At 68.4% G+C, this 19,404-nt stretch carries 22 protein-coding genes; 10 read left to right on the top strand and 12 right to left on the bottom strand.

Features of this window, described 5'->3' with window-relative positions:
- The first annotated feature begins 80 nt into the window (after positions 1 to 80).
- From EV649_RS24625 to EV649_RS24615, 3 genes are read left to right on the top strand one after another with little or no spacing between them, the layout of a single operon-like run.
- A complete protein-coding gene (locus EV649_RS24625; RefSeq protein ID WP_130385914.1) occupies positions 81 to 596 on the top strand; it encodes a hypothetical protein in 516 nt (171 codons plus the stop codon).
- Between the two features lie 18 nt (positions 597 to 614).
- Positions 615 to 1,214 carry a hypothetical protein gene (locus tag EV649_RS24620; protein WP_130385913.1) on the top strand — a complete coding sequence of 200 codons (600 nt, stop codon included), beginning with the start codon at positions 615 to 617 and terminating at the stop codon, positions 1,212 to 1,214.
- Between the two features lie 53 nt (positions 1,215 to 1,267).
- Positions 1,268 to 4,081: a BTAD domain-containing putative transcriptional regulator gene (locus EV649_RS24615; RefSeq protein ID WP_130385912.1), complete on the top strand. Its 2,814-nt coding sequence runs from the start codon at positions 1,268 to 1,270 to the stop codon at positions 4,079 to 4,081.
- Positions 4,082 to 4,085: 4 nt separating this feature from the next.
- Here EV649_RS24615 and EV649_RS24610 read toward each other — a convergent pair whose 3' ends face one another.
- The 3 genes from EV649_RS24610 to EV649_RS24600 are packed head-to-tail and all read right to left on the bottom strand — an operon-like array spanning position 4,086 to position 6,400.
- Positions 4,086 to 4,856, bottom strand: coding sequence for a MerR family transcriptional regulator (locus EV649_RS24610; protein WP_130385911.1), 771 nt, complete (start codon positions 4,854 to 4,856; stop codon positions 4,086 to 4,088).
- Positions 4,857 to 4,871: 15 nt separating this feature from the next.
- Positions 4,872 to 5,633, bottom strand: a complete 762-nt coding sequence (locus tag EV649_RS24605) for an ABC transporter permease (RefSeq protein WP_130385910.1) — start codon at positions 5,631 to 5,633, stop codon at positions 4,872 to 4,874.
- Positions 5,630 to 6,400 (bottom strand): ATP-binding cassette domain-containing protein, encoded by a 771-nt coding sequence (locus EV649_RS24600; RefSeq protein WP_130385909.1) that lies wholly within the window; start codon positions 6,398 to 6,400, stop codon positions 5,630 to 5,632. Before EV649_RS24600 ends, EV649_RS24605 begins: the two co-directional genes overlap by 4 nt.
- A 59-nt stretch (positions 6,401 to 6,459) precedes the next feature.
- On the opposite strand from EV649_RS24600, the gene EV649_RS24595 reads away from it, so the two are divergent.
- Positions 6,460 to 7,002, top strand: a complete 543-nt coding sequence (locus EV649_RS24595; RefSeq protein ID WP_347233154.1) for an RNHCP domain-containing protein — start codon at positions 6,460 to 6,462, stop codon at positions 7,000 to 7,002.
- Here the strand turns inward: EV649_RS24595 and EV649_RS24590 are convergent.
- Together EV649_RS24590 and EV649_RS24585 are read right to left on the bottom strand one after the other, a co-directional pair.
- On the bottom strand, positions 6,959 to 8,164 hold the full coding sequence (locus tag EV649_RS24590) for an MFS transporter (RefSeq protein ID WP_130386283.1): 1,206 nt from the start codon (positions 8,162 to 8,164) through the stop codon (positions 6,959 to 6,961). The two genes, EV649_RS24595 and EV649_RS24590, sit on opposite strands and share 44 nt — an antisense overlap.
- A gap of 50 nt (positions 8,165 to 8,214) precedes the next feature.
- Positions 8,215 to 9,603: an FAD-dependent oxidoreductase gene (locus EV649_RS24585; protein ID WP_130385907.1), complete on the bottom strand. Its 1,389-nt coding sequence runs from the start codon at positions 9,601 to 9,603 to the stop codon at positions 8,215 to 8,217.
- Between the two features lie 80 nt (positions 9,604 to 9,683).
- Here EV649_RS24585 and EV649_RS24580 point away from each other — a divergent pair, with 80 nt between their 5' ends.
- The 4 genes from EV649_RS24580 to EV649_RS24565 are packed head-to-tail and all read left to right on the top strand — an operon-like array spanning position 9,684 to position 11,883.
- Positions 9,684 to 10,046 (top strand): metalloregulator ArsR/SmtB family transcription factor, encoded by a 363-nt coding sequence (locus tag EV649_RS24580; protein WP_130385906.1) that lies wholly within the window; start codon positions 9,684 to 9,686, stop codon positions 10,044 to 10,046.
- A gap of 46 nt (positions 10,047 to 10,092) precedes the next feature.
- A complete protein-coding gene (locus tag EV649_RS24575; RefSeq protein WP_130385905.1) occupies positions 10,093 to 10,764 on the top strand; it encodes a helix-turn-helix domain-containing protein in 672 nt (223 codons plus the stop codon).
- Positions 10,761 to 11,492, top strand: a complete 732-nt coding sequence (locus EV649_RS24570; RefSeq protein ID WP_130385904.1) for an aquaporin — start codon at positions 10,761 to 10,763, stop codon at positions 11,490 to 11,492. The genes EV649_RS24575 and EV649_RS24570 overlap by 4 nt, the downstream gene beginning before the upstream one ends.
- Positions 11,485 to 11,883, top strand: coding sequence for an arsenate reductase ArsC (locus EV649_RS24565; protein ID WP_130385903.1), 399 nt, complete (start codon positions 11,485 to 11,487; stop codon positions 11,881 to 11,883). The genes EV649_RS24570 and EV649_RS24565 overlap by 8 nt, the downstream gene beginning before the upstream one ends.
- Here the strand turns inward: EV649_RS24565 and EV649_RS41715 are convergent.
- Together EV649_RS41715 and EV649_RS41710 are read right to left on the bottom strand one after the other, a co-directional pair.
- Positions 11,880 to 12,617: a VOC family protein gene (locus tag EV649_RS41715; RefSeq protein WP_130385902.1), complete on the bottom strand. Its 738-nt coding sequence runs from the start codon at positions 12,615 to 12,617 to the stop codon at positions 11,880 to 11,882. The genes EV649_RS24565 and EV649_RS41715 overlap by 4 nt on opposite strands.
- A 57-nt stretch (positions 12,618 to 12,674) precedes the next feature.
- Positions 12,675 to 12,947: a sigma factor-like helix-turn-helix DNA-binding protein gene (locus tag EV649_RS41710; RefSeq protein WP_241998614.1), complete on the bottom strand. Its 273-nt coding sequence runs from the start codon at positions 12,945 to 12,947 to the stop codon at positions 12,675 to 12,677.
- 67 nt (positions 12,948 to 13,014) lie between these two features.
- On the opposite strand from EV649_RS41710, the gene EV649_RS24550 reads away from it, so the two are divergent.
- Together EV649_RS24550 and EV649_RS24545 are read left to right on the top strand one after the other, a co-directional pair.
- Positions 13,015 to 14,973 (top strand): amino acid transporter, encoded by a 1,959-nt coding sequence (locus tag EV649_RS24550; protein ID WP_130385901.1) that lies wholly within the window; start codon positions 13,015 to 13,017, stop codon positions 14,971 to 14,973.
- Positions 14,974 to 15,006: 33 nt separating this feature from the next.
- Positions 15,007 to 15,282 carry a hypothetical protein gene (locus tag EV649_RS24545; RefSeq protein ID WP_130385900.1) on the top strand — a complete coding sequence of 92 codons (276 nt, stop codon included), beginning with the start codon at positions 15,007 to 15,009 and terminating at the stop codon, positions 15,280 to 15,282.
- A gap of 19 nt (positions 15,283 to 15,301) precedes the next feature.
- Here EV649_RS24545 and EV649_RS24540 read toward each other — a convergent pair whose 3' ends face one another.
- Genes EV649_RS24540 through ureB form a run of 5 tightly spaced genes read right to left on the bottom strand, consistent with a single transcriptional unit; the run spans position 15,302 to position 19,395 of the window.
- Entirely contained in the window at positions 15,302 to 15,979 is a 678-nt protein-coding gene (locus EV649_RS24540) for an urease accessory protein UreD (RefSeq protein WP_130385899.1), read from the bottom strand.
- A complete protein-coding gene (ureG, locus tag EV649_RS24535) occupies positions 15,963 to 16,676 on the bottom strand; it encodes an urease accessory protein UreG (RefSeq protein WP_130385898.1) in 714 nt (237 codons plus the stop codon). Before ureG ends, EV649_RS24540 begins: the two co-directional genes overlap by 17 nt.
- Positions 16,669 to 17,373, bottom strand: coding sequence for an urease accessory UreF family protein (locus EV649_RS24530; RefSeq protein WP_130385897.1), 705 nt, complete (start codon positions 17,371 to 17,373; stop codon positions 16,669 to 16,671). Before EV649_RS24530 ends, ureG begins: the two co-directional genes overlap by 8 nt.
- Positions 17,373 to 19,070 (bottom strand): urease subunit alpha, encoded by a 1,698-nt coding sequence (locus EV649_RS24525; protein WP_130385896.1) that lies wholly within the window; start codon positions 19,068 to 19,070, stop codon positions 17,373 to 17,375. Before EV649_RS24525 ends, EV649_RS24530 begins: the two co-directional genes overlap by 1 nt.
- Entirely contained in the window at positions 19,063 to 19,395 is a 333-nt protein-coding gene (ureB, locus tag EV649_RS24520) for an urease subunit beta (protein ID WP_130385895.1), read from the bottom strand. Before ureB ends, EV649_RS24525 begins: the two co-directional genes overlap by 8 nt.
- Positions 19,396 to 19,404 lie beyond the last annotated feature (9 nt).

Raw genomic sequence — 19,404 nt, 5'->3', positions numbered from 1 at the left:
CGCGTTATCGCGCGGGGATAACCGACATATAGCGACTGCTCCTAGTGTCCTGGAATCAACCATCCAGGAAGGGGAGTGTGATGGGTACGCGACTTGTGCTGACCTCGGCGGCGACTGCCGTGCTGATGGTGGGTGGTGTCAGTGCGGCCGCGATGGCGCCGAAGGCCGGACCTGCTGTCAAGACGGGGGCCGAGAAAGCGCGCGGGAACGACTGCCACGCGACGGTCAACAGTTTGCCGAGCAGCGACAAGCACATCTATCTGTACAAAGCGCCGAACTGCGGAGGTGCTCACGACGCCAAGGACGATTCCACCAAGGACCGTGACTACGGCGACGGCGAGGGTCAGATCAAGGATTTCGACAACCAGGCCGGCTCGCTGATCAATCACAGCAACGTGACCATGGAGTTCTACACGCGTACGGCGTACAGCGACAAGGGCGACCGGTTCTGCGTCCGCCCCGGTCACTACGTGACGAAGCTGAAGATGTACGGCGACGGTAAGGCCGAAGCAGGCAATTGGAGCAACAGCATCAGTTCGCATCGCAAGGTCGATCCGGACAAGTGCAAGCGCTTCTTCGGATGGCGCATCAACTAACTCGAGGGGACAAGAGAAATGCGTTCACGCACGATGGCACGGCTCTGGGTGGGGCTGACCGCGCTGGCGGTATCGGCGAGCGGCGCCCTGATGGCGAACGCCGCAACACCCAACGAGCAAACAGTTCCGCAGGAGACCCGGTTCGCAACACAGGCTCGCAGCGCGGGCCTCAGCACCACGCAGGCACAGGAGTTGCAGCGCACGATCGACGCGCGGCTGGCGCAGATGAAGATTGCGGCGCACCAGGTCGGCTTCAACGAGATCATGACCGACGACGGGAGTGCGAAGGTCACCCTGTCCGTACCGGGCACCGCGGCAGAGGGGGACCGCACTTGCACGAGCGGGCGGCTCTGCTTGTGGGCGGGCGACTACTACGACCACGACAAGGTCACCCTGTACTACTGCCATTTCACCGACCTCGGCAAGCTGAAGCCGGCGTGGAACGATCGCCTCACGTCGTACCTGAACTTCCAGACGAAGGGCACGCGGGCGAAGTTCTACAACTTCAAGAGCGGCGCATGGCACGTCAAGTTCACCAGCGTCGCACCGCACCGGGAGCCGGATCTGGGGCGCTACAGCGGATACAACAACGTGATCGACGGAGTCTCGCCCTGCTGAGGGCCTGAGCCCGGCACCCGGGGGAGGACCCGATCGTCGCCTAACCTGAAGTGATGGTCGGGGACGGGGTGGAGATCCGGGTGCTGGGCCCGGTCGAGGTGGTCGTTGGGGGCAGGCCGGCGAGCCTGGGGGGTCAGCGAGCCCATCAGGTGCTGGCCGCCCTGCTGATGGAGGCCGGCCGGGCGGTGTCGGCGGACGAGCTCATCGACGCGGTGTGGGACGACAGTCCGCCGGCGTCGGCGCGCACGCAACTGTCCATCCAGGTGTCCACGCTGCGGCGCGCGCTCGCCGACGCCGGGTGCGAACGCGAACTCATCGAGACGACACAGCACGGCTACCGACTGAACGACCAGGAGGTTCGGATCGACCTGGCAGAGGCCGAGCGGTTGCAGGCCGAGGCGCAGGCTGCCGGCGATCTCGAGGACGCGGCCGACCGGTTGCGCGCCGCCCTCGCGCTCTGGCGTGGTACGGCGTTGCGCGACCTGTCGACCCGAGCACTGAGCGCCAGTGCCCAACGGCTGGCCGAACTGCGGCTGACGATCGCCGAGCAGTTGTACGACGTCGAGTTCGCGCTCGGGAGGTACCGCCAGGCGATAGCGGAGCTGAGCGCTCTGGTCGCCGAGCAACCGTTGCGCGAACACCTGCGGGCATTGCTGATGACGGCATTGTGGCGATCCGGCCGGCCGGCGGAGGCACTCGAGTGCTACCGGGACGGCCGCCGCCTGCTGGTTGAGGAGCTCGGCATCGAGCCTGGCCGGGAACTCCGCGAACTCGAGCACGCGGTGCTGGCCGGTGCGGCGCCGGACGAGACACAGGCTGTCCAGGAGACCGTCGTACCGGCGGAACTGCCGCTCGGTGTGCCGACGTTCACCGGGCGGGAAGCCGCGATCCGTAGGCTCCGCGATCTGCTGGCGTCCGCGCGGCCGCGTCCGGCACCGATCGCGGCCCTCGCCGGACCCGGTGGCGTCGGTAAGTCCGAGCTCGCGGTGCATGTCGGGCATCTGCTCGCCGATGCGTTCCCCGACGGTCAGCTGTACGTCGATCTGCGCGGATCGACTCCCGACGTGGCGCCGTTGGAACCCGCCGAGGTGCTCGGGCGGTTCCTGCGTTCGCTTGGGGCCGCCGGCGGGACCGTCCCGGCGGAGACCGATGAGGCGGCCGCCCGGTTCCGGTCGATGACAAACGACCTGCGGCTGCTGGTGGTCCTGGACAACGCGCTGGACGTCGGTCAGGTCGAACCGCTGATCCCGGCCGGTCAGGGCTGCCGCACCATCGTCACCAGCAGACGGATCCTGGCGGCGCTGCCCGGCGCCGTCCATGAACCGCTCGAGGTGCTGCCCGAGGAAGATGCGATCGCGTTGCTGGCCCGCCTGGTCGGTCGGGTGGACCTGGCGGACCCGGAGCAGCGACGGGCCGCGGCCGACGTCGTACGGCTCTGTGGCGCTTTGCCGCTGGCGGTTTCGATCGCTGCGTCCCGGCTGACCTCCCGCCCGTCGTGGACCCTGCCGACGTTGGCCGACCGGCTCGCAACCACCGACCACGGGTGTCGGCGGTTGAGTGAGTTGCAGACCGAGGACCGCGGCGTGCGGGCGAGTTTCCAGGTCAGCTATCAGGAGCTCGACGATCGGCAACGGCGGCTCTTCCGGCAGATCAACCTGCTGGACGCTGCCGACGTCGGCATTCCGGTTGTCGCCGCGTTGGCGGACACCAGCACCAGTGCCGCCGAGGAACTGCTCGAGAGCCTGGTCGACATGCAGTTACTCGAGAGCCACGCGCCTGGGCGGTACCGCGCGCACGACCTGCTCCGGTTGTTCGGCCGTGACCGCGCCGTTGCAGCGGACGACGACGCCAGCCGCGCAGCCGCCGTACGACGGGCTCTGCACTGCTATCTGGCCACCTCGCGGACCGCGTGCCGACTGCTGAACGCCGACGCCGCCTGGCGGACCGAGGCCGGGCCCGCAACCCTCCAGGGTGTTGGGATCGAACTGCGCGATCGCGACGAGGTCTACGCGTGGCTCGATTCCGAGGGCGACAATCTGTCCGCGATCGTCCGCCAGGCCGCCGAACTAGTGCCCGGGCTGGCGGCCGCGATCGGCTCTGCGGTCGGCCTCGGCCTGACCCTGCGCGGCCGGCATCGCGACAGACTCCGGCTCGGCCAACTGGTGCTGTCCGCGGCCACCGAGCCGTTCCACACAGCGGTCGGCCACGAGAACATCGGCGCCGCGCTGCTGCGCTGGGGAGACCACAGCTTCGCGATCGAGCACCTGTCGCAGGCACTGTCGGCGTACCGGGAGATCGGCAACGAGCCAGGCGAAGCGGTACAGCTCGCCGCGATGGCATCGGCGTACCGCCTGCTGGGGCGCCATGACGAGTCGATCGCCCACTCGCGAGCGGCGATCGAGCTCAACCGGCGCAACGACCGGCCCACCGCACTCGCCGACTCCCTGACCAGCCTCGGCCTGACCTACCGGCACGCGAACCGGCCCGCGGACGAGGTCGCCGCGCACACCGAGGCCTTGGCGATCGCCGAGTCGCTGGACGAGATGAACTGGCTGGCGAACATTCTCTGCAACCTGGCCGAGGCGACCCGGCTGGCTGGCCGGCCCGCGGAGGCGCTCGCCCACTTCGAGCGCGCGCACGCGGCCAGCCGCCGGTCCGAAGCGACCCAGACGCTCCTCGACGCCGAGATCTGGTGGGGTCTCGGCCGTACGCAGGCCGATCTCGGTTCGGCCGGTACCGCGCGCGACTGCTGGCGCCGGTCCGCGGCGATCCTGCACGAGCTCGGGTTGATCTCGGCCGCCGAGCGGGGCGAGATCGGTCGCTCCGACGCTCCAGCGGCTCCGGATCTGATCGGCCGGAACACCTGACCGGTCAGAGCCGGTCCAGGGGCACTCGCTCGATGCGGGTCCAGCCTTTCCAGCCGCGTTCCTCCAGGAGCGCCAGGATCCGCTCGGCGCCAGGGGCGGCTTCGAGCATGGCCGAGTCCATCAGGCGGACCAGGTCGTCGTCGAGGCCGTAGCTGCCGGTGGCGCCGGCGTGTACTGCGGCGACCATCAGGCTCTCCAGGATGTCGACGATCTCGACGATCCGCGGGTTGTCGTCGGTCCAGTCGAGCGATTCGTTCACGATGCGGTAGAGCTTCACCATCTCGGGGTGCTGCAGCGCTTCGATTTTCTCGACGATGACGTCGTCGACCAGGTGCGGGACCTGTGCGGCGATCATGATCCAGGCGTCGCGCTCGAGATCGACGTACCGCTCGTCCATGCCGAGCTCGCGGAGCCGGTCGAGGTAGTCCACCACGCTGGGTGGAAGCGCGAGGTGCTCGCCGGCAGCGAGTTTGGCGAGGCGTTTGCGGGTGTTCTGCAGCCGTCGGATCTCGGTGCGCAGCTGCTTGTCGATCTTCTCGACGCCGTCGGTGAAGTCGCCCGGGGCGGCGTCGAGGAGTTCCTGCACCCGTGCGAGCGGTACGCCGGCATCCGCCAGCGTATGGATCCGGATCAGTCGCACGACCGCGCCGGCGTCGTACGCCCGGTACCCGGAGTGGTCGCGTTCGGGCTCCGGCAGCAGCCCGATCTTGTGATAGTGCCGCACCGCTCGCACCGTCACCCCGGCGTGCGCCGCCAGCTGGCTGATCGTGAGCATGAGTCCCAGCCTGCCTCAGGCGATCTTCCGGCGGTAGGCAGCCACTGCGAAGACGTAGGCGACGACGAGGATGCCGACGCACCACGCCAGCGCTGTCCAGATGTCGTCTCCGACCGGTTGCTGGGCGAACAGGTTGCGGATCGTGTCGACGATGGAGGTCACCGGCTGGTTCTCGGCGAACCAGCGCACCGGACCAGGCATGGTCTGCGTGGGCACGAACGCCGAGCTGACGAACGGCAGGAAGATGAGCGGGTACGCGAACGCGCCAGCGCCCTCGACTGTCGCGGCCGAGAGTCCCGGGATCACAGCGATCCACGTCAGGGCCAGTGTGAACAGGAACAGGATTCCTGCGACAGCAAACCAATCCAGTACGCCCGCACTTGAGCGGAACCCCATGATCAGCGCGACACCCGAGACGATCACCAGCGAGATCAGGTTGGCGACCAGCGAGGTGAGGACGTGCGCCCACAGCACGCCCGACCGTGCGATCGGCATCGACTGGAACCGCTCGAAGATCCCGCTCTTCATGTCCATGAAGATCCGGAAGGCCGTGTACGCGACGCCGGACGCGACCGTGATGAGCAGGATGCCGGGCAGCATGTAGTTGACGTACGCCTCCGACCCGGTGTCGATCGCGCCGCCGAAGACGTACACGAACATCACCATCATCGCGATCGGCGTGAGGACCGTGGTGATGATCGTGTCCATGCTGCGGGTGACGTGGCGCAGGCTGCGTCCGGTCAGTGCGCCGGTGTCGCTGAAGAAGTGGGTAGTCATGCGCGGTCCTTGGTGATTGCGAGGAACACGTCCTCGAGGGTCGGCTGCTTCTCGACGTACTCGACCTTGGCGGGCGGGAGGAGCTGCTTGAGCTCGGTGAGGGTGCCGTTCACGATGATCCGGCCCTGGTGCAGGATCGCGATCCGGTCGGCGAGTTGTTCGGCTTCTTCCAGGTACTGCGTGGTGAGCAGCACCGTCGTACCGTGGCCGGCGAGCTCCTTCACCGTCTGCCACACCTCGATCCGCGCCTCGGGATCGAGGCCCGCGGTGGGCTCGTCCAGGAAGATGACCGGCGAGTTCCCGATCAGACTCATCGCGATGTCCAGACGGCGGCGCATTCCACCCGAGTACGTCGCTGTTCTCTGGGCGGCCGCCTCCGTCAGCGAGAAGCGTTCGAGCAGGTCGTCGGCGACCGCGCCGGGATCCTTGACGTGCCGCAGTTTGGCAACAAGTACGAGGTTCTCCCGGCCGCTGAGGATCTCGTCGACGGCGGCGAACTGCCCGGTCAGGCTGATCGATTCCCGTACGTCGGCCGGCTGCGTGGCGACGTCGAAACCGTTGACGGCGGCCGTGCCCGCATCCGCCTTGAGGAGCGTGGAAAGGATCCTGATCGTCGTGGTCTTGCCCGCTCCGTTGGAGCCGAGCAGCGCGAAGATGCTGCCCCGCGCGACGTCGAACTCCACGCCACGCAGTACGGCCTTCTTCCCGTACGCCTTCTCCAGACCCTGCACCCGAATCGTCGGCCCGGCGGCCGCTTGAACTGTCATGACGATCAGCCTGCAGGGTTGACCCTGCGTCAAGGTCAACCCAGGTTAATTGTTTGACGGTGGTGGAGGTGGGCTGGTCTGCTGTGGGACGTGCGCCGGATCAGCCGGTGCGGACCGGGAGGAGGGAAGCGTATGTCTGCTCTGTCCTGCAGCTTTGCTCTGAAAGGTTCTTCGGTTTGGCATTCGCACGTTCGTTCAGCTGTGAACATTGCGGCGTAGAGGTTTCCCTCGACGCCCCTGGAACTACCCATCGCAATCATTGCCCGAGTTGCTTGTGGTCGCGTCATCTCGACCGCAACGTGCCGGGTGATCGCAAGGCTGACTGTGCCGGCGGCATGGAGCCGATCGCGGTCACGGTCCGCGGTGAGGGTCGCTGGGTCCTCATCCACCGGTGCACCAACTGTGGGCGCCTCCGCCTCAACAAGACCGCCGGTGACGACAACGTCCTGCTCCTGATGCGGCTGGCAGCTCTCCCGCTGACCATGCCGTTCGTCCCGTTCGCGGCCGACCCCGAGCCGGCGGGCAACGGCAACGGCAACGGCACCAAACCCCGTAAGCCTAGGGCGCGCAAGAACGCGACCGGCGAGGCGAGACCGGCGTGAAGCGCGGGGGCAGGAAGCGGGTGGCGGCGAGGGTGAGGCCTGCGAGAGTGCAGGCGGTGGCGGCGCTCAGGATGAGCGGGGTGTAGCCGAGGGTGGTGGCCAGGGCTGCGGCGGCCAGTGGAGCGGTTGCAGATGCGAGCATTGTCGGCGTACCGAGAAGGCCGGCGATGGTCGCGTAGCCCTGGTCGCCGTACCGGTCGAGAATGATCGCCGGTTTCGCGATCGACGCGACGCCGAACCCGAGGCCGAACGCGATCAGGCAGCCGGCGGCGCCGGTGGTGCTGTGGCCGGCGGCCGGTAGGACGGCCAGCGCGACGCCCTGGACCGTGATGACCGCAGCGCTGATCGATGTCATCGGCAACCATCGGCGGAGGACGCTGACAGTGATCCGGCCGGTGACGGAGAGCAGACCGAGCAGACCGGCGAGGGTCGCGGCGGTGGTGGGGGAGTGCCCCAGTTTCGTCAGGTAGGTGACGAGGTGTACGCCGATGATCGCGAGCGCGGCGCTGTGGAGCACGAACGCGACCGCGAGCAACCAGAACCCGGCGTCGCGAAGAACACGGGTCGGTGATGCCTGGCGGGCTTCGCGGCGCGCGGTGCTTGGTCGGGTGCGGCGCAGGGCGAGGACATGCAGGGGGATGGTCATGACGGCGAGTACGGCGGCCAGGACGAGGAGGGCTCGCCGCCAGCCGAGGGCGTGGACGAGTTGCCCGGTCAGTGGGATGAAGATCGAGCTGGCGAATCCTGCCACGAGGGTGATGGCGAGAAGTGCGGCGGTACGGCGTTGTGGTGCGGTGACTGCAACGACGACGGCGAACGCGGGTGGGTAGAGCACCATGGCCGAAGCGATGCCGATGGCAACAAAGGCGGCGTACAGCTGGATCGTGTTCTGGGCCTGTGACCAGGCGAGAACTGCGACGCACGCGATGACCGAGCCAAGGCTCATGATCCCGTGGCCGCCGCGGTTGTCGAGCTGGCGGCCGATGGGTACGGCCAGGACGGCGCTGATGAGTGAGGCGAGGGTGAGGGCGCCGGTCGCGGTGGTGGGGGAGATCCGCAGGTCCTGGCGCATTGGCTCGAGTAGGGCGCTGAAGGCGTAGTACAGGACGCCGTAGCTGACGGTGGTGGTGATCGCGAGTGCGGCGATGACGTCGCGTCGCATGCCACCACGACCGGACCCGGTGAGGCCGGTCGTGGTGGCGGGCGCAGACATCAGTTGCAGCAGCCGGATTGCTTGTCCTCGATCACGGTGAGCAGGCCGCCGCTGATACCGGTGGCCAGGCCGCGGCCGGTCGGTGCGGTGAGCTCGACGGCTTGCGGCGCGGGACCGCAGCAGCCGCCGGCTTCATCGGCAGATCCGCCGAACGCCAGGTTGGACGAGCAAACGCCGGTTTCGGGGAGGTCGAGCTGGACGTCGCGGGCGGCCTCCCAGTCGCCGGCGAGTGCGGCGACGACGGAACGGGCCTGCTCGTATCCGGTGGCGAGCAGGAAGGTCGGTGCGCGGCCGTACGACTTCGCACCGATCGCGTAGTAGCCCGGCTCGGGATGGGCCAGTTCGTCGACGCCGTGCGGCGGCACCGTGCCGCAGGAGTGCTGGTTCGGGTCGATCAGCGGCGCGAGGGCGCGGGTCGAGCCGAGAACCGGGTCGAGATCGAGCCGCAACTCCGCGACGATGTCGTGGTCCGGCCGGAACCCGGTGGAGTTCACGACCGTGTCGGCGCTGACGGTCCGATCACTGGAGCTCAGTTCGATGCGTCCGTTCGACGTACTGACGGACTCGATGCGGAAGGAGCTGACCAGCTCGACCTGTCCGGATTGGACGAGCTTCTTGAGGCGGGAGCCGAGGGCGCCTCGGGCGGGCAGTTCGTCGGCGTCGCCGCCGCCGTACGTGCGGGCCTGGTCGGTGCCTCGGACGACCCACACGATCTCGGTTCCGGGGGCCTCCTCCGCGAGCCGGCCGAGGTCCAGCAAGGTGGTCGCTGCGGAGTGGCCGGCGCCGACGACGGCTGTCCGGCGTCCGGCATACCGGTCGCGATCAGCGCCGAGTACGTCGGGCAGCGCGTGAGCGACACCACCCGACGCCAGCGCCTCGCCGCGCGCCGGGATGCCTGAGCCGCCGAGGACGTTCGGTTTGCGCCAGGTGCCGGAGGCGTCGATCACGGACGACGCGTGCAGTTCGGTGCCGTCGGCGAGCCGGATCAGGAACGGTGCGTTCTCACGTCCAGACGTGCGGATCCGGTCGAAACCGACGCGGGTGATCGCGACCACCTCAGCGCCGTACCGAATCTTGTCGTTGAGCTGCGGGAGCTTCGTGAGCGGTTCGAGGTACGCGTCGATGAGCTCCCCGCCGGTCGGCAGCGTGCCGAGGTCCGGCGCGACCCAGCCGCCGGCCTCAAGCAGTCGCCGTGCCGCGCTGTCCAGGTCGTACCGCCACGGGCTGAACAGCTTCACGTGCCGCCATTCCCCGATCGCCGCCGCGACGCCCGGACCGGCTTCCAGTACGACGAAGTCCAGCCCACGCTCGGCCAGATGCGCCGCCGCGGCCAGCCCGACCGGACCAGCCCCGATGACCACCACGGGGGCCGTTTGATGCTCGCCCACGATCCACTCCCTGTCTTGAAGTTCATCTAATCAACGAGTCCCACCTTGCCTCTTGATTCGACAGGAGTCAAGATAGAAGCATGTCGAAACAGGAGATCACTCTGACGCCCATGTCCGGCGGCGCCTGCTGTACGCCGATCTCCGACGCGGCTCTCGATCCGGCTGCGGCCGCTGAAGGAGCCGTGGTGTTCAAGGCGCTCGCCGACCCGATCCGCCTGCGCCTGTTGTCGATGATCACGTCGGCGGCCGGCGAGATCTGCGTGTGCGACCTGACGCCGCAGTTCGAGGTCAGTGGTCCGACAATCTCGCACCACCTGAAGGTGCTCCGCGAGGCCGGCCTGGTCGACTGCGAACGCCGCGGTACCTGGGTCTACTACTGGTCCGTCCCGCAACGCCTGGAGTGGATCGCCACCCTCATCGCGACGCCGGCGCCGCTGGGCTGATCAGTCTGGCTTGACGCCCTGAAATAGCTCAGCAATCATTGAGTCAATGAACGCTGAGAGATTCACCATTGAGCAGCGCGCTCGGATTCACGCGGCGCTCGGTGATCCGGCGCGGCTCGCGATCGTGGACACCCTGGTGGCCGGTGATGCGGCGCCGGGTGAGCTCGGCGCCGCGCTGGAGTTGCCGACGAACCTGGTGGCCCATCATCTGAAGGTTCTGGAAGCTGCCGGAGTCGTCGCGCGGACGCGGTCCGAGGGCGACAGGCGCCGTACCTATGTGCGGCTCCGCCCTGAGGCGCTGGCGTCGATCACGACACCCGCGCTGGCCGGGGCAGAGCGGGTCGTGTTCGTGTGCACGCAGAACTCTGCGCGTTCCCAGTTGGCCGCGGCGATCTGGTCGCGGCGCAGTCGGGTCCCGGCGTTGTCCGCGGGCACGCAGCCGGCGGAGCGTGTGCATCCGCGAGCCGTGAAGATCGCCCGGCGGCACGGCCTGGATCCGGCCGCGTGGCGCACGGCGCGGCTGCGGGACGTCGTACGGCGTGACGACCTGCTGATCGCGGTGTGCGACAACGCGTACGAACAGCTCGACCGCGAAACCCGGTTGCACTGGTCGATCCCCGACCCGGCGCCGGCCGACACCGACGCAGGCTTCGAAGCCGCGTACGCCGAACTCGCTGACCGGATCGACCGATTGGTGGTTGCGGTGGGCAAGGGATGATCCGGGCGTTGTGGCGGCGGCTGGTCGCCGAGGGGCTCGGGACCGGGCTGCTGGTGACCGTTGTCGTCGGCTCGGGGATCGCGGCCGCCAAGCTCTCACCAGGCGACACCGGACTGCAGTTGCTGGAGAATTCGTTCGCGACGGCGCTCGGGCTGGCTGTTCTGATCCTGATGCTCGGACCGGTGTCCGGTGCGCATTTCAACCCGGTCGTGTCAGTCGCCGATTGGTGGCTCGGCCGACGAAACGGTGACGGCCTGAGTCTGCGGGATTTGTCTGCGTACGTCGCCGCGCAAGTCGTCGGCGCGGTCGCGGGCGCGGTGCTGGCCAACGTGATGTTCGGTCAGGCTGCGGTGTCGTGGTCGACGACCCACCGCTCCGCAGGTCACTTGTGGATCGGAGAGACGGTCGCGACCGCGGGGCTGATCCTGCTGATCTTCTCGCTCGTCCGGTCCGGTCGGGCCGCCGTCGCACCTGCTGCTGTCGGCGCGTATATCGGCGCGGCCTACTGGTTCACCTCGTCGACGTCGTTCGCCAACCCCGCCGTGACCATCGGCCGCGCGTTCAGCGACACGTTCGCCGGGATCGCACCTGGTTCCGTTCCTGGTTTCGTGTTCTTCCAGGTGATCGGCGCGGTCGTCGGCGCCAGCCTGGTCGTCGTGCTCTACCCCGACTTGGGCGACTCCGCTGAGGAGCCCGCCGTACCGACTCTGGAGTTGCGTCGTGAGTAAGCCTGTCGTGTTGTTCGTCTGTGTTCACAACGCCGGTCGCTCGCAAATGGCTGCTGGGTGGTTGCGGCACCTTGCCGGCGACACCGTTGAGGTCCGGTCGGCCGGATCCGAACCGCGCGACCAAATTAACCCGACTGCGGTCGAGGCGATGCGCGAGGTCGGTATCGACATCGCCGCCAACGTCCCGCAAGTACTGAAGACCGAGGACGTCCGCGCCAGCGACGTGGTGATCACGATGGGCTGCGGCGACGCCTGCCCGATCTTCCCCGGCAAACGCTACGAGGACTGGGAACTCACCGACCCCGCCGGACAGCCGATCGAGGTCGTCCGCGAGGTCCGCGACGAGATCCGCACCCGCATCGAGAAACTCGTCGCGGAACTCAGAACCTAGCGGGGAGTGAGGAGGCAGAACTCGTTGTTCTCGGGGTCTGCCAGGACGGTCCAGGGGACGTTGCCCTGGCCGATGTCGAGGTCGGTGGCACCGAGAGCGCGCAGTCGGTCCGCCTCCGCCGCGTGGTCGTCGGTGGGGTACGGGCGCAGGTCGAGATGGATGCGGTCCAGCACGGTCTTCGGGTCGGGGGTGTGGATGAACTCGAGGTACGGCCCGACGCCCTTGGCGGAACGCAGTACGGCGGACTCATCGCCGACCTCGTGGAGGCTCCAGTCCATCGCCGACGACCAGAACCGCGCCATGGCTCGCGGGTCCGCGCAGTCCACGACGACTGCGGCGATCGGGCCCGTGTCGCTGTAGATCGGCCGGGGCTCCAGGACGCAGAACTCGTTGCCCTCCGGATCCGCGAGGACCGTCCACGGAACATTGCCCTGGCCGATGTCGGCAGGCGTTGCGCCGAGGCTCTGGAGGCGCTCGATCAGCTCCGCCTGGTGCGCCGCGGAGGTGGTGGCGAGGTCGAGGTGTACGCGGTTCTTCACCGTCTTGGGCAACGGGATGGGAATGAGGTCGATGCAGACAGCGCTCGGGTCCGGATAGCTGAAGCCGAGCGGCTCGAGGTTGGTTTCGTCGGCGTTGTCGGCCGTGACGTCCCAGCCGAGCGCCTCCGCCCAGAACCTGCCGAGCCCGGAACTGTCGTGAGCCTTGATCGAGATCTGTACCAACCGCGTTGCCATACCGCCGATCCTAGGCCAGGCTGCCTCCTGCACGGGTCGGGAGGCAGCCGGACTCAGTCAGGCGGTGAGTAGGTCGGCGAGGGTCGTCCGGGCGCGCGAAACGCGGGAGCGGACGGTGCCGACCGGACAGCCGAGGTGGGCGGCGGTCTGGGCGTAGGGGACGCCGGCGAGTTGGGTCTTGCGGCGCAGGTCGTCGGCGACGGTACGCCGGGCAATCGACAGCAGCCGGCGTGGGGGAGTGAGCGGGCCGGATACGTGGCTTAGCCGGGGAGTTCTGCTGGTCAGTTCAGGTGGGTAGCGTTCCCCGGTCCCGGGTGACAGGGGTCTCACGGCGGGGTTGTTAGAAGGGCGTTAGAGGGCCCGGGTCGGGCGCTGGCTGCTGGTTAGGCTCCGAGCGGTGACAGAAACGCGTGAGAACGAGACGGTCGGCGTACCGCCACCCACCCATGGGCGGGTGGTCGGTTGGTTGCTGCACGACCGTCCGGCCGGGCACCCGGGCCCGCATCGGCCGGCGCCGCACCCGACCCACCGCTGGTGGAAGGTGATGTGCCTGACCGGTGTCGACTACTTCTCGACGCTCGGCTACCAGCCCGCGATCGCCGCGGCCGCGGTAGGCCTGCTGTCACCGGTCGCGACCTTGATCCTGATTCTTCTGACCCTGTTCGGCGCCCTGCCGGTCTACCGCCGGGTCGCGGCCGAGAGCCCGCACGGAGAGGGCTCGATCGCGATGCTCGACCGGCTGCTCGGCCGCTGGAAGGGCAAGTTCACGATCCTGGTCCTGCTCGGGTTCATGGCCACCGACTTCATCATCACGATGACGCTGTCCGCCGCCGACGCCACCGCGCACCTGGTCGAGAATCCGTACGTACCGCACTGGTTCGAAGGCAAGGAGGTGATCATCACCCTGGTCCTGCTAGCACTGCTGGCGGGAGTGTTCCTGCGCGGCTTCGGCGAGGCGATCGGGATCGCGGTCGCCCTGGTCGTCGTGTACCTCGGCCTGAACCTGATCGTGGTAGCGAACGCGCTCTGGAACGTCGTCACCGCTCCGGAGCTGGTCACGAACTGGCGCGGCATGCTGACCACCGAGCACTCGAACATCTGGGTGATGATCGGCATCTCGCTGGTGGTGTTCCCGAAGCTCGCCCTCGGCCTGTCCGGCTTCGAGACCGGCGTCGCGGTGATGCCGCAGGTCGACGGTGCCGCCGAGGACGATCCGGCCCACCCGGCGACCCGGATCCGGAACACCCGGAAGCTGCTCACCACGGCTGCACTGATCATGAGCGGTTTCCTGATCACCAGCAGCTTCACGACGATCGTGCTGATCCCGGAGGACGAGTTCAAGGACGGCGGCGAGGCCTCCGGGAGAGCGCTCGCTTACCTTGCCCACGAGCACCTCGGCAACATCTTCGGGACGGTGTACGACGTCAGTACCATCCTCATCCTGTGGTTCGCCGGGGCGTCCGCGATGGCCGGCCTGCTGAACATCGTGCCGCGCTACCTGCCCCGCTACGGCATGGTCCCGGACTGGGCCCGGGCGACCCGGCCGCTGGTGATCGTGTTCGGGCTGATCGCGTTCGTCATCACGATCCTGTTCAAGGCCGACGTCGACGCGCAGGGCGGTGCGTACGCGACCGGCGTACTGGTGCTGATCATGTCCGCATCGATCGCCGTCACGCTGTCCGCCCGACGGAAGGGGGAGCGGGCCAAGACCGTCGGGTTCGGCGTGATCAGCGTGGTGCTGCTCTACACGACCGTCGCGAACATCATCGAGCGGCCGGACGGCGTGCAGATCGCCTCGTTCTTCATCGTCGCGATCATTCTCACCTCGCTGATCTCCCGCGCCACCAGGTCGCTGGAGCTGCGCGCCACCGAGGTCCGGTTTGACGAGGAGGCGTGCCGGCTGATCGCCACAGCCGCCAAGCACGGTGATCTGCGGATCATCGCGAACGAGCCGGACGCCCGGGACGAGGCGGAGTACCAGGAGAAGGAGGCCGAGCAGCGCGAGGTCCGCAACCTGCCGGAGGGCCTGCCGATCCTGTTCCTCGAGGTCACGCTCACCGACGCCTCACAGTTCGAGACCGAACTGGACGTGCGCGGCGAGGAACGGTTCGGCTACAAGATCCTGCGCGTCGAAAGCCCCAGCGTTCCGAACGCGATCGCCGCGCTGTTGCTGAAGATCCGCGACGACTGGCACGTGATGCCGCACATCTACTTCGCCTGGGCCGAGGGGAACCCGTTCTACTTTCTGTTTCGCTACCTCATCTCCGGCGAGGGCGACGTACCGCCGGTCACCCGCGAGGTACTCCGCCGCGCCGAGCCCAAACGCTCGAACCGCCCCTGGGTCCACGTCGGCTGACGCAGGTCGCACCAAATGTCGGAGGATGGGTGTATGACGAGTTTCGAGAACGATCGGGAGACCCTGAGAGCGCTCGCTGATGACGGGAACGAGCGGGCCCTGGACCGGCTCGCGGACCTGGCGGAGGCGCGCGGCGACGTACAGGAGTTGAGCGATCTGCTGGACGAGGGCTGCCTGCACGCGGGTGAGCACCTCACGCGGCGGGCCGCGGCCGCTCGTGATCTGCGCGAACTGCAACGCATCGCGGATGCTGGCTACGACGAGGCCGCGGAGGTCCTCGATCGGCTCCTGACCGACAGCCCCGACTGACCGAGGCAATTAGATTCAGCTAGCTCGCGGAGACTGGGTGGTTGAGGGTGCTCTGGTGCTGTTCCTGGACCAGTCGGCGAGCGATCGAGCCCGGGCCCTCGAGCTGCAGAGTTTGCGGGTCGTCGGGTAGCCGGAAGCCGAGTGTGGTCACAGTGTCCAGGCAACGGTTCGTACCCAGGACTGCCCAGCCGGTGCGAGTTTCGGGGGAGAGGTCGAGATCCTCGGCGAGGAGCAGGTCCTCGCCGAGCCAGGCGCGGGTCGCGGTGCGCAGGACGCCGCCGGTCTCGCCGTGCCGGCCCAGGACGAGTGACTCGCGAAGGTGCGCCGTACAGCCGGTCGCGAGGCGTGCGGTCGTCGTACGGGTGACTTCGGCGTCGGCGGAGACGACGAAAGGTTCGGCGTACCACTGGAGGCTCGCGCCGTCGGTGAGCCGGATGTCGATGTCCCAACGCGCGGAGCCGCCACGCATGCCATAGGCAACGGTTCCGGCGGTCTCCACGATCTCCAGCCGTACGGCGCCGGAGACCGCGATCTCGATGCGTACGTCGTCACCGGCGAGCAACAGTGCGCCCGCGGCGACGAGCGCGACACGGACCACGCCGTCGGCACCGGGCAGTTGCCGCGGTGACAGGTGGTCGGTCGTCAGCAGGCAGCGGTCGCGAACCGGGTCGGCGACGACCTCAATGCGTGTGGGCATGGGTGTGCGTGATCAGTTCGCCGTCCTCGCCGACGTGCGAGTGCGGGGCCATCGGTCCGGGATCGACGGGCGTGTGGTCGCCGGCGCGTACGACGTGCGCCATCGAGCGCACCCATGCGGTCAAGAGTGCGACCGAGGAGGGATCCGTGCGAGAGAGCGCGATCACAGGTTTCCCGTCGCGGGCCGTCTCGGCGTCCTTCACCATCTGCTCGACGTCGACTCCGACGTACGGCGCGAGGTCGGTCTTGTTCACGATCAGGAGATCGGCGCGGGCGATGCCGGGGCCGCCCTTGCGTGCCACGTCCCCGCCGCCGGCTACGTCGAGCACGAAGATCTGCGCGTCGACGAGCGCGGGGGAGAACGTCGCCGTCAGGTTGTCGCCGCCGGACTCGACCAGTACGACATCCAGCGGCGCGAAGTCGCGTTCGAGATCCTCGACCGCGATCAGGTTCGGCGTGACGTCGTCACGGATCGCGGTGTGCGGGCAGGCGCCGGTCTCGACGGCGCGGATGCGTTCCGGGTCGAGTACGCCGGCCGAGCGCAGCAGTCGCGCGTCCTCGTCGGTATAGATGTCGTTGGTGATGACACCGAGCTGGAGTTCACCGGCGAGTTCGCGGCAGACGGTGGCGATCAGTGAGCTCTTCCCGGTGCCGACCGGTCCGGCGACACCGAGACGGAAGGAGCGGGTCTCAGGCATGGAACAACCTCATTCTCTCGATTGCATGGTTGTGCGCGAACACGTCGATCAGCGGCGCACCGTCGGCCGGGATCTCGTCGATTCGGGTCAGGGACGCGACGTCCTTGACGAGCCACTCGATGTCGTCGTGCAGACCGGCGAGCCAGGTCGCGGCGTCGGCCGGGTCCACGGGGAGCAGCTTCAGGGACGCGGCGATGACTGTTTGCGCGTCGTCGTACGCGATGGTGCGCGCGACCTGCTCCGCGGACAGTCCGGTCACTGCACCGACGACCCCGAGTACGACGGGTCTCGCGATCTCGCCGTCGTTCGGAAGGTACGTCGAGACGTCGGGCCAGACGCGGCGCGCGAGCCTCAACAACAGGCGGCCTTGGCGTCGCGAGACGCCCCGCACAACATGGCTGGGAACCCGCGCCGCCCACGCCGCCTCGACCAACGCCACGGTGTCGGGGTTTTGCGGAACATTTTCGTCGTCTGGTGCAACATTTGTTCCGCAAAGGGTGACGACGGCGACGGCGGCTTCGACGCGGGTCGTCGTACGGAGTCGATCCCGGGCATAGGCCGCGACGTCGGCGAGTTGCTTGCCGTCGGCACCTAGGCCCGCGCGTACGGCGGGCTCCAGTCCGCCGGACTGGGTGTGCCCGCCGGTCGGCAGCCGGCCGTCGGCGAGCATCATCGCGACCAGCTCCGCGTTGCCCATCAGAACATCGCGTAGAGCTGAGCGAGTGGGAGGACCGACGCCGGCGCGGGCTCGACCAGCTCACCGTCGACCTTGATCGCGAACGTCTCCGGGTCGATGTCGATCGCCGGCAGCGCGTCGTTGTTTTTCAGGTCTGCCTTGGTGAGCTCCCGCGTGGGCCGTACGCCGAGCAGTCCCCGACGCAGACCGAGTCGCTCGGCCAGCCCGTTCTCGAGCGCGGCCGGAGACACGAACGTGTACGAGAGATCCGCCCCGATCGCATCACCGAACGCGGGCCGCATCAGCACCGGCTGCGGCGTCGGGATCGACGCGTTCGGATCGCCCAGGGCGGCCCAGGCGATCGCGCCGCCCTTGATCACCAGGCTCGGGCGGACCCCGAAGTACCGCGGGTCCCAGAGCGTGAGGTCCGCGAGTTTGCCGGCTTCGACCGAGCCCACGACATGATCGATGCCGTGGGCAATGGCCGGGTTGATCGTGTACTTCGCGACGTACCGGCGTACCCGCTCGTTGTCGGCGACCTCGCCGAGCGGGCCGCGGCGGTGTTTCATCACGTGGGCGACCTGCCAGGTGCGGGTGATGACCTCGCCGATCCGGCCCATTGCCTGCGCGTCGGACGACGTCACCGAGAGCGCGCCGAGGTCGTGCAGGATGTCCTCGGCCGCGATCGTGGTGGCGCGGATCCGGGACTCGGCGAACGCGAGATCCTCGGGTACGTCGGGGCTGAGGTGATGGCAGACCATGAGCATGTCGAGATGCTCGGCGACCGTGTTGACGGTGTGCGGCAACGTGGGGTTCGTGGAGCCCGGGATGACGTGCGGGTACGACGCGATCGTGAGGATGTCCGGCGCGTGACCACCGCCCGCGCCCTCGACGTGGAACGCGTGGATGCCCCGGCCCGCGATCGCGCCGAGCGTCGACTCGACGTACCCGGCCTCGTTCAGGCTGTCGGCATGCAGCGCGACCTGGAGACCCCACTCGTCCGCGGCACGCAGGGACGCGTCGATCGCGGCCGGGGTCGAACCCCAGTCCTCGTGCACCTTGTACCCGGCGGCGCCGGCGAGCGCCTGCTCGGCGAGCGCCTCGGCGCTGACGGTGTTCCCCTTGCCGAGCAGGAGGATGTTGAGGGGTACGGCGTCCAGCGCGCGATGCATCTGCTCGAGGTGCCACGCGCCGGGGGTGACCGTGGTCGCCTTCGAGCCCTCGCTCGGGCCGGTGCCGCCGCCGACGATCGTGGTGATCCCGGTTGCGAGCGCCTCGTGGAGCTGCGATGGGGACAGCAGGTGGACGTGTGAGTCGATCGCGCCGGCGGTGAGGATGCGACCCTCGCCGGCGATCACGTCGGTGGACGGGCCGATCTGGAGGTCGGGGTGCACGCCGTCCGCGATGTCCGGGTTGCCGGCGCGGCCGAGGGCGACGATCCGGCCGTCGCGGATCCCCACGTCGGCGCGGACGATACCCCACCAGTCCACGACCAGCACGTTGGTGATGACGGTGTCGGGCGCACCCTCCGCGCGGGTCGTCGTACCTTGCGCCATCGACTCGCGGATGGACTTGCCACCGCCGAAGACGACCTCCTCGCCGCCGACGGTGAGGTCCTGCTCGACCTCGACCCAGAGATCGGTGTCGCCGAGGCGCACCTGGTCGCCGACGGTCGGCCCGTACAGGGCGGCGTACGCCGCGCGCGAGATCTCAACCACGATCCACCTCAGCGGATTCAGCCGACTTCAACTGGATTCCAGGCACCCGCCGCCTACCGCGGAGCGCGACCAACGCCACCTCACGCGAGGCGCCGGGCTCGAACCGCTGCGACGTACCCGACGGGATGTCCAGCCGGAAGCCTTGCGCAGCCTCGCGGTCGAAGGTGAGGGCGGTGTTGGCGTCGGGCAGATGCAGATGCGAGCCGATCTGGATCGGCCGGTCGCCGGCGTTCACGATCACCAGCCGCAAACGTTCGTCGTCGGAGCGGTCGGCGTTCAGTGTGATGGTTCCGGGCCGAACACGAATCTCACCTGGAGCACTCATACCTCTCCC

This window comes from Kribbella sp. VKM Ac-2569 (assembly GCF_004216905.1).
In the GTDB taxonomy this organism is placed as follows: domain Bacteria; phylum Actinomycetota; class Actinomycetes; order Propionibacteriales; family Kribbellaceae; genus Kribbella.
Note: the sequence above shows the minus strand (reverse complement) of the source record. Positions and strands in the feature narration are given on the sequence as shown.

Excerpts from the sequence above, each read along its gene's own strand:
- EV649_RS24625 (WP_130385914.1), top strand. The coding sequence starts at position 81 with ATGGGTACGCGACTTGTGCTGACCTCGGCGGCGACTGCCGTGCTGATG.
- EV649_RS24620 (WP_130385913.1), top strand. The coding sequence starts at position 615 with ATGCGTTCACGCACGATGGCACGGCTCTGGGTGGGGCTGACCGCGCTG.
- EV649_RS24615 (WP_130385912.1), top strand. The coding sequence starts at position 1,268 with ATGGTCGGGGACGGGGTGGAGATCCGGGTGCTGGGCCCGGTCGAGGTG.
- EV649_RS24610 (WP_130385911.1), bottom strand. The coding sequence starts at position 4,856 with ATGCTCACGATCAGCCAGCTGGCGGCGCACGCCGGGGTGACGGTGCGA.
- EV649_RS24605 (WP_130385910.1), bottom strand. The coding sequence starts at position 5,633 with ATGACTACCCACTTCTTCAGCGACACCGGCGCACTGACCGGACGCAGC.
- EV649_RS24600 (WP_130385909.1), bottom strand. The coding sequence starts at position 6,400 with ATGACAGTTCAAGCGGCCGCCGGGCCGACGATTCGGGTGCAGGGTCTG.
- EV649_RS24590 (WP_130386283.1), bottom strand. The coding sequence starts at position 8,164 with ATGCGACGCGACGTCATCGCCGCACTCGCGATCACCACCACCGTCAGC.
- EV649_RS24580 (WP_130385906.1), top strand. The coding sequence starts at position 9,684 with ATGTCGAAACAGGAGATCACTCTGACGCCCATGTCCGGCGGCGCCTGC.
- EV649_RS24575 (WP_130385905.1), top strand. The coding sequence starts at position 10,093 with ATGAACGCTGAGAGATTCACCATTGAGCAGCGCGCTCGGATTCACGCG.
- EV649_RS24570 (WP_130385904.1), top strand. The coding sequence starts at position 10,761 with ATGATCCGGGCGTTGTGGCGGCGGCTGGTCGCCGAGGGGCTCGGGACC.
- EV649_RS41715 (WP_130385902.1), bottom strand. The coding sequence starts at position 12,617 with ATGGCAACGCGGTTGGTACAGATCTCGATCAAGGCTCACGACAGTTCC.
- EV649_RS24545 (WP_130385900.1), top strand. The coding sequence starts at position 15,007 with ATGACGAGTTTCGAGAACGATCGGGAGACCCTGAGAGCGCTCGCTGAT.
- EV649_RS24540 (WP_130385899.1), bottom strand. The coding sequence starts at position 15,979 with ATGCCCACACGCATTGAGGTCGTCGCCGACCCGGTTCGCGACCGCTGC.
- ureG (WP_130385898.1), bottom strand. The coding sequence starts at position 16,676 with ATGCCTGAGACCCGCTCCTTCCGTCTCGGTGTCGCCGGACCGGTCGGC.
- EV649_RS24530 (WP_130385897.1), bottom strand. The coding sequence starts at position 17,373 with ATGGGCAACGCGGAGCTGGTCGCGATGATGCTCGCCGACGGCCGGCTG.
- ureB (WP_130385895.1), bottom strand. The coding sequence starts at position 19,395 with ATGAGTGCTCCAGGTGAGATTCGTGTTCGGCCCGGAACCATCACACTG.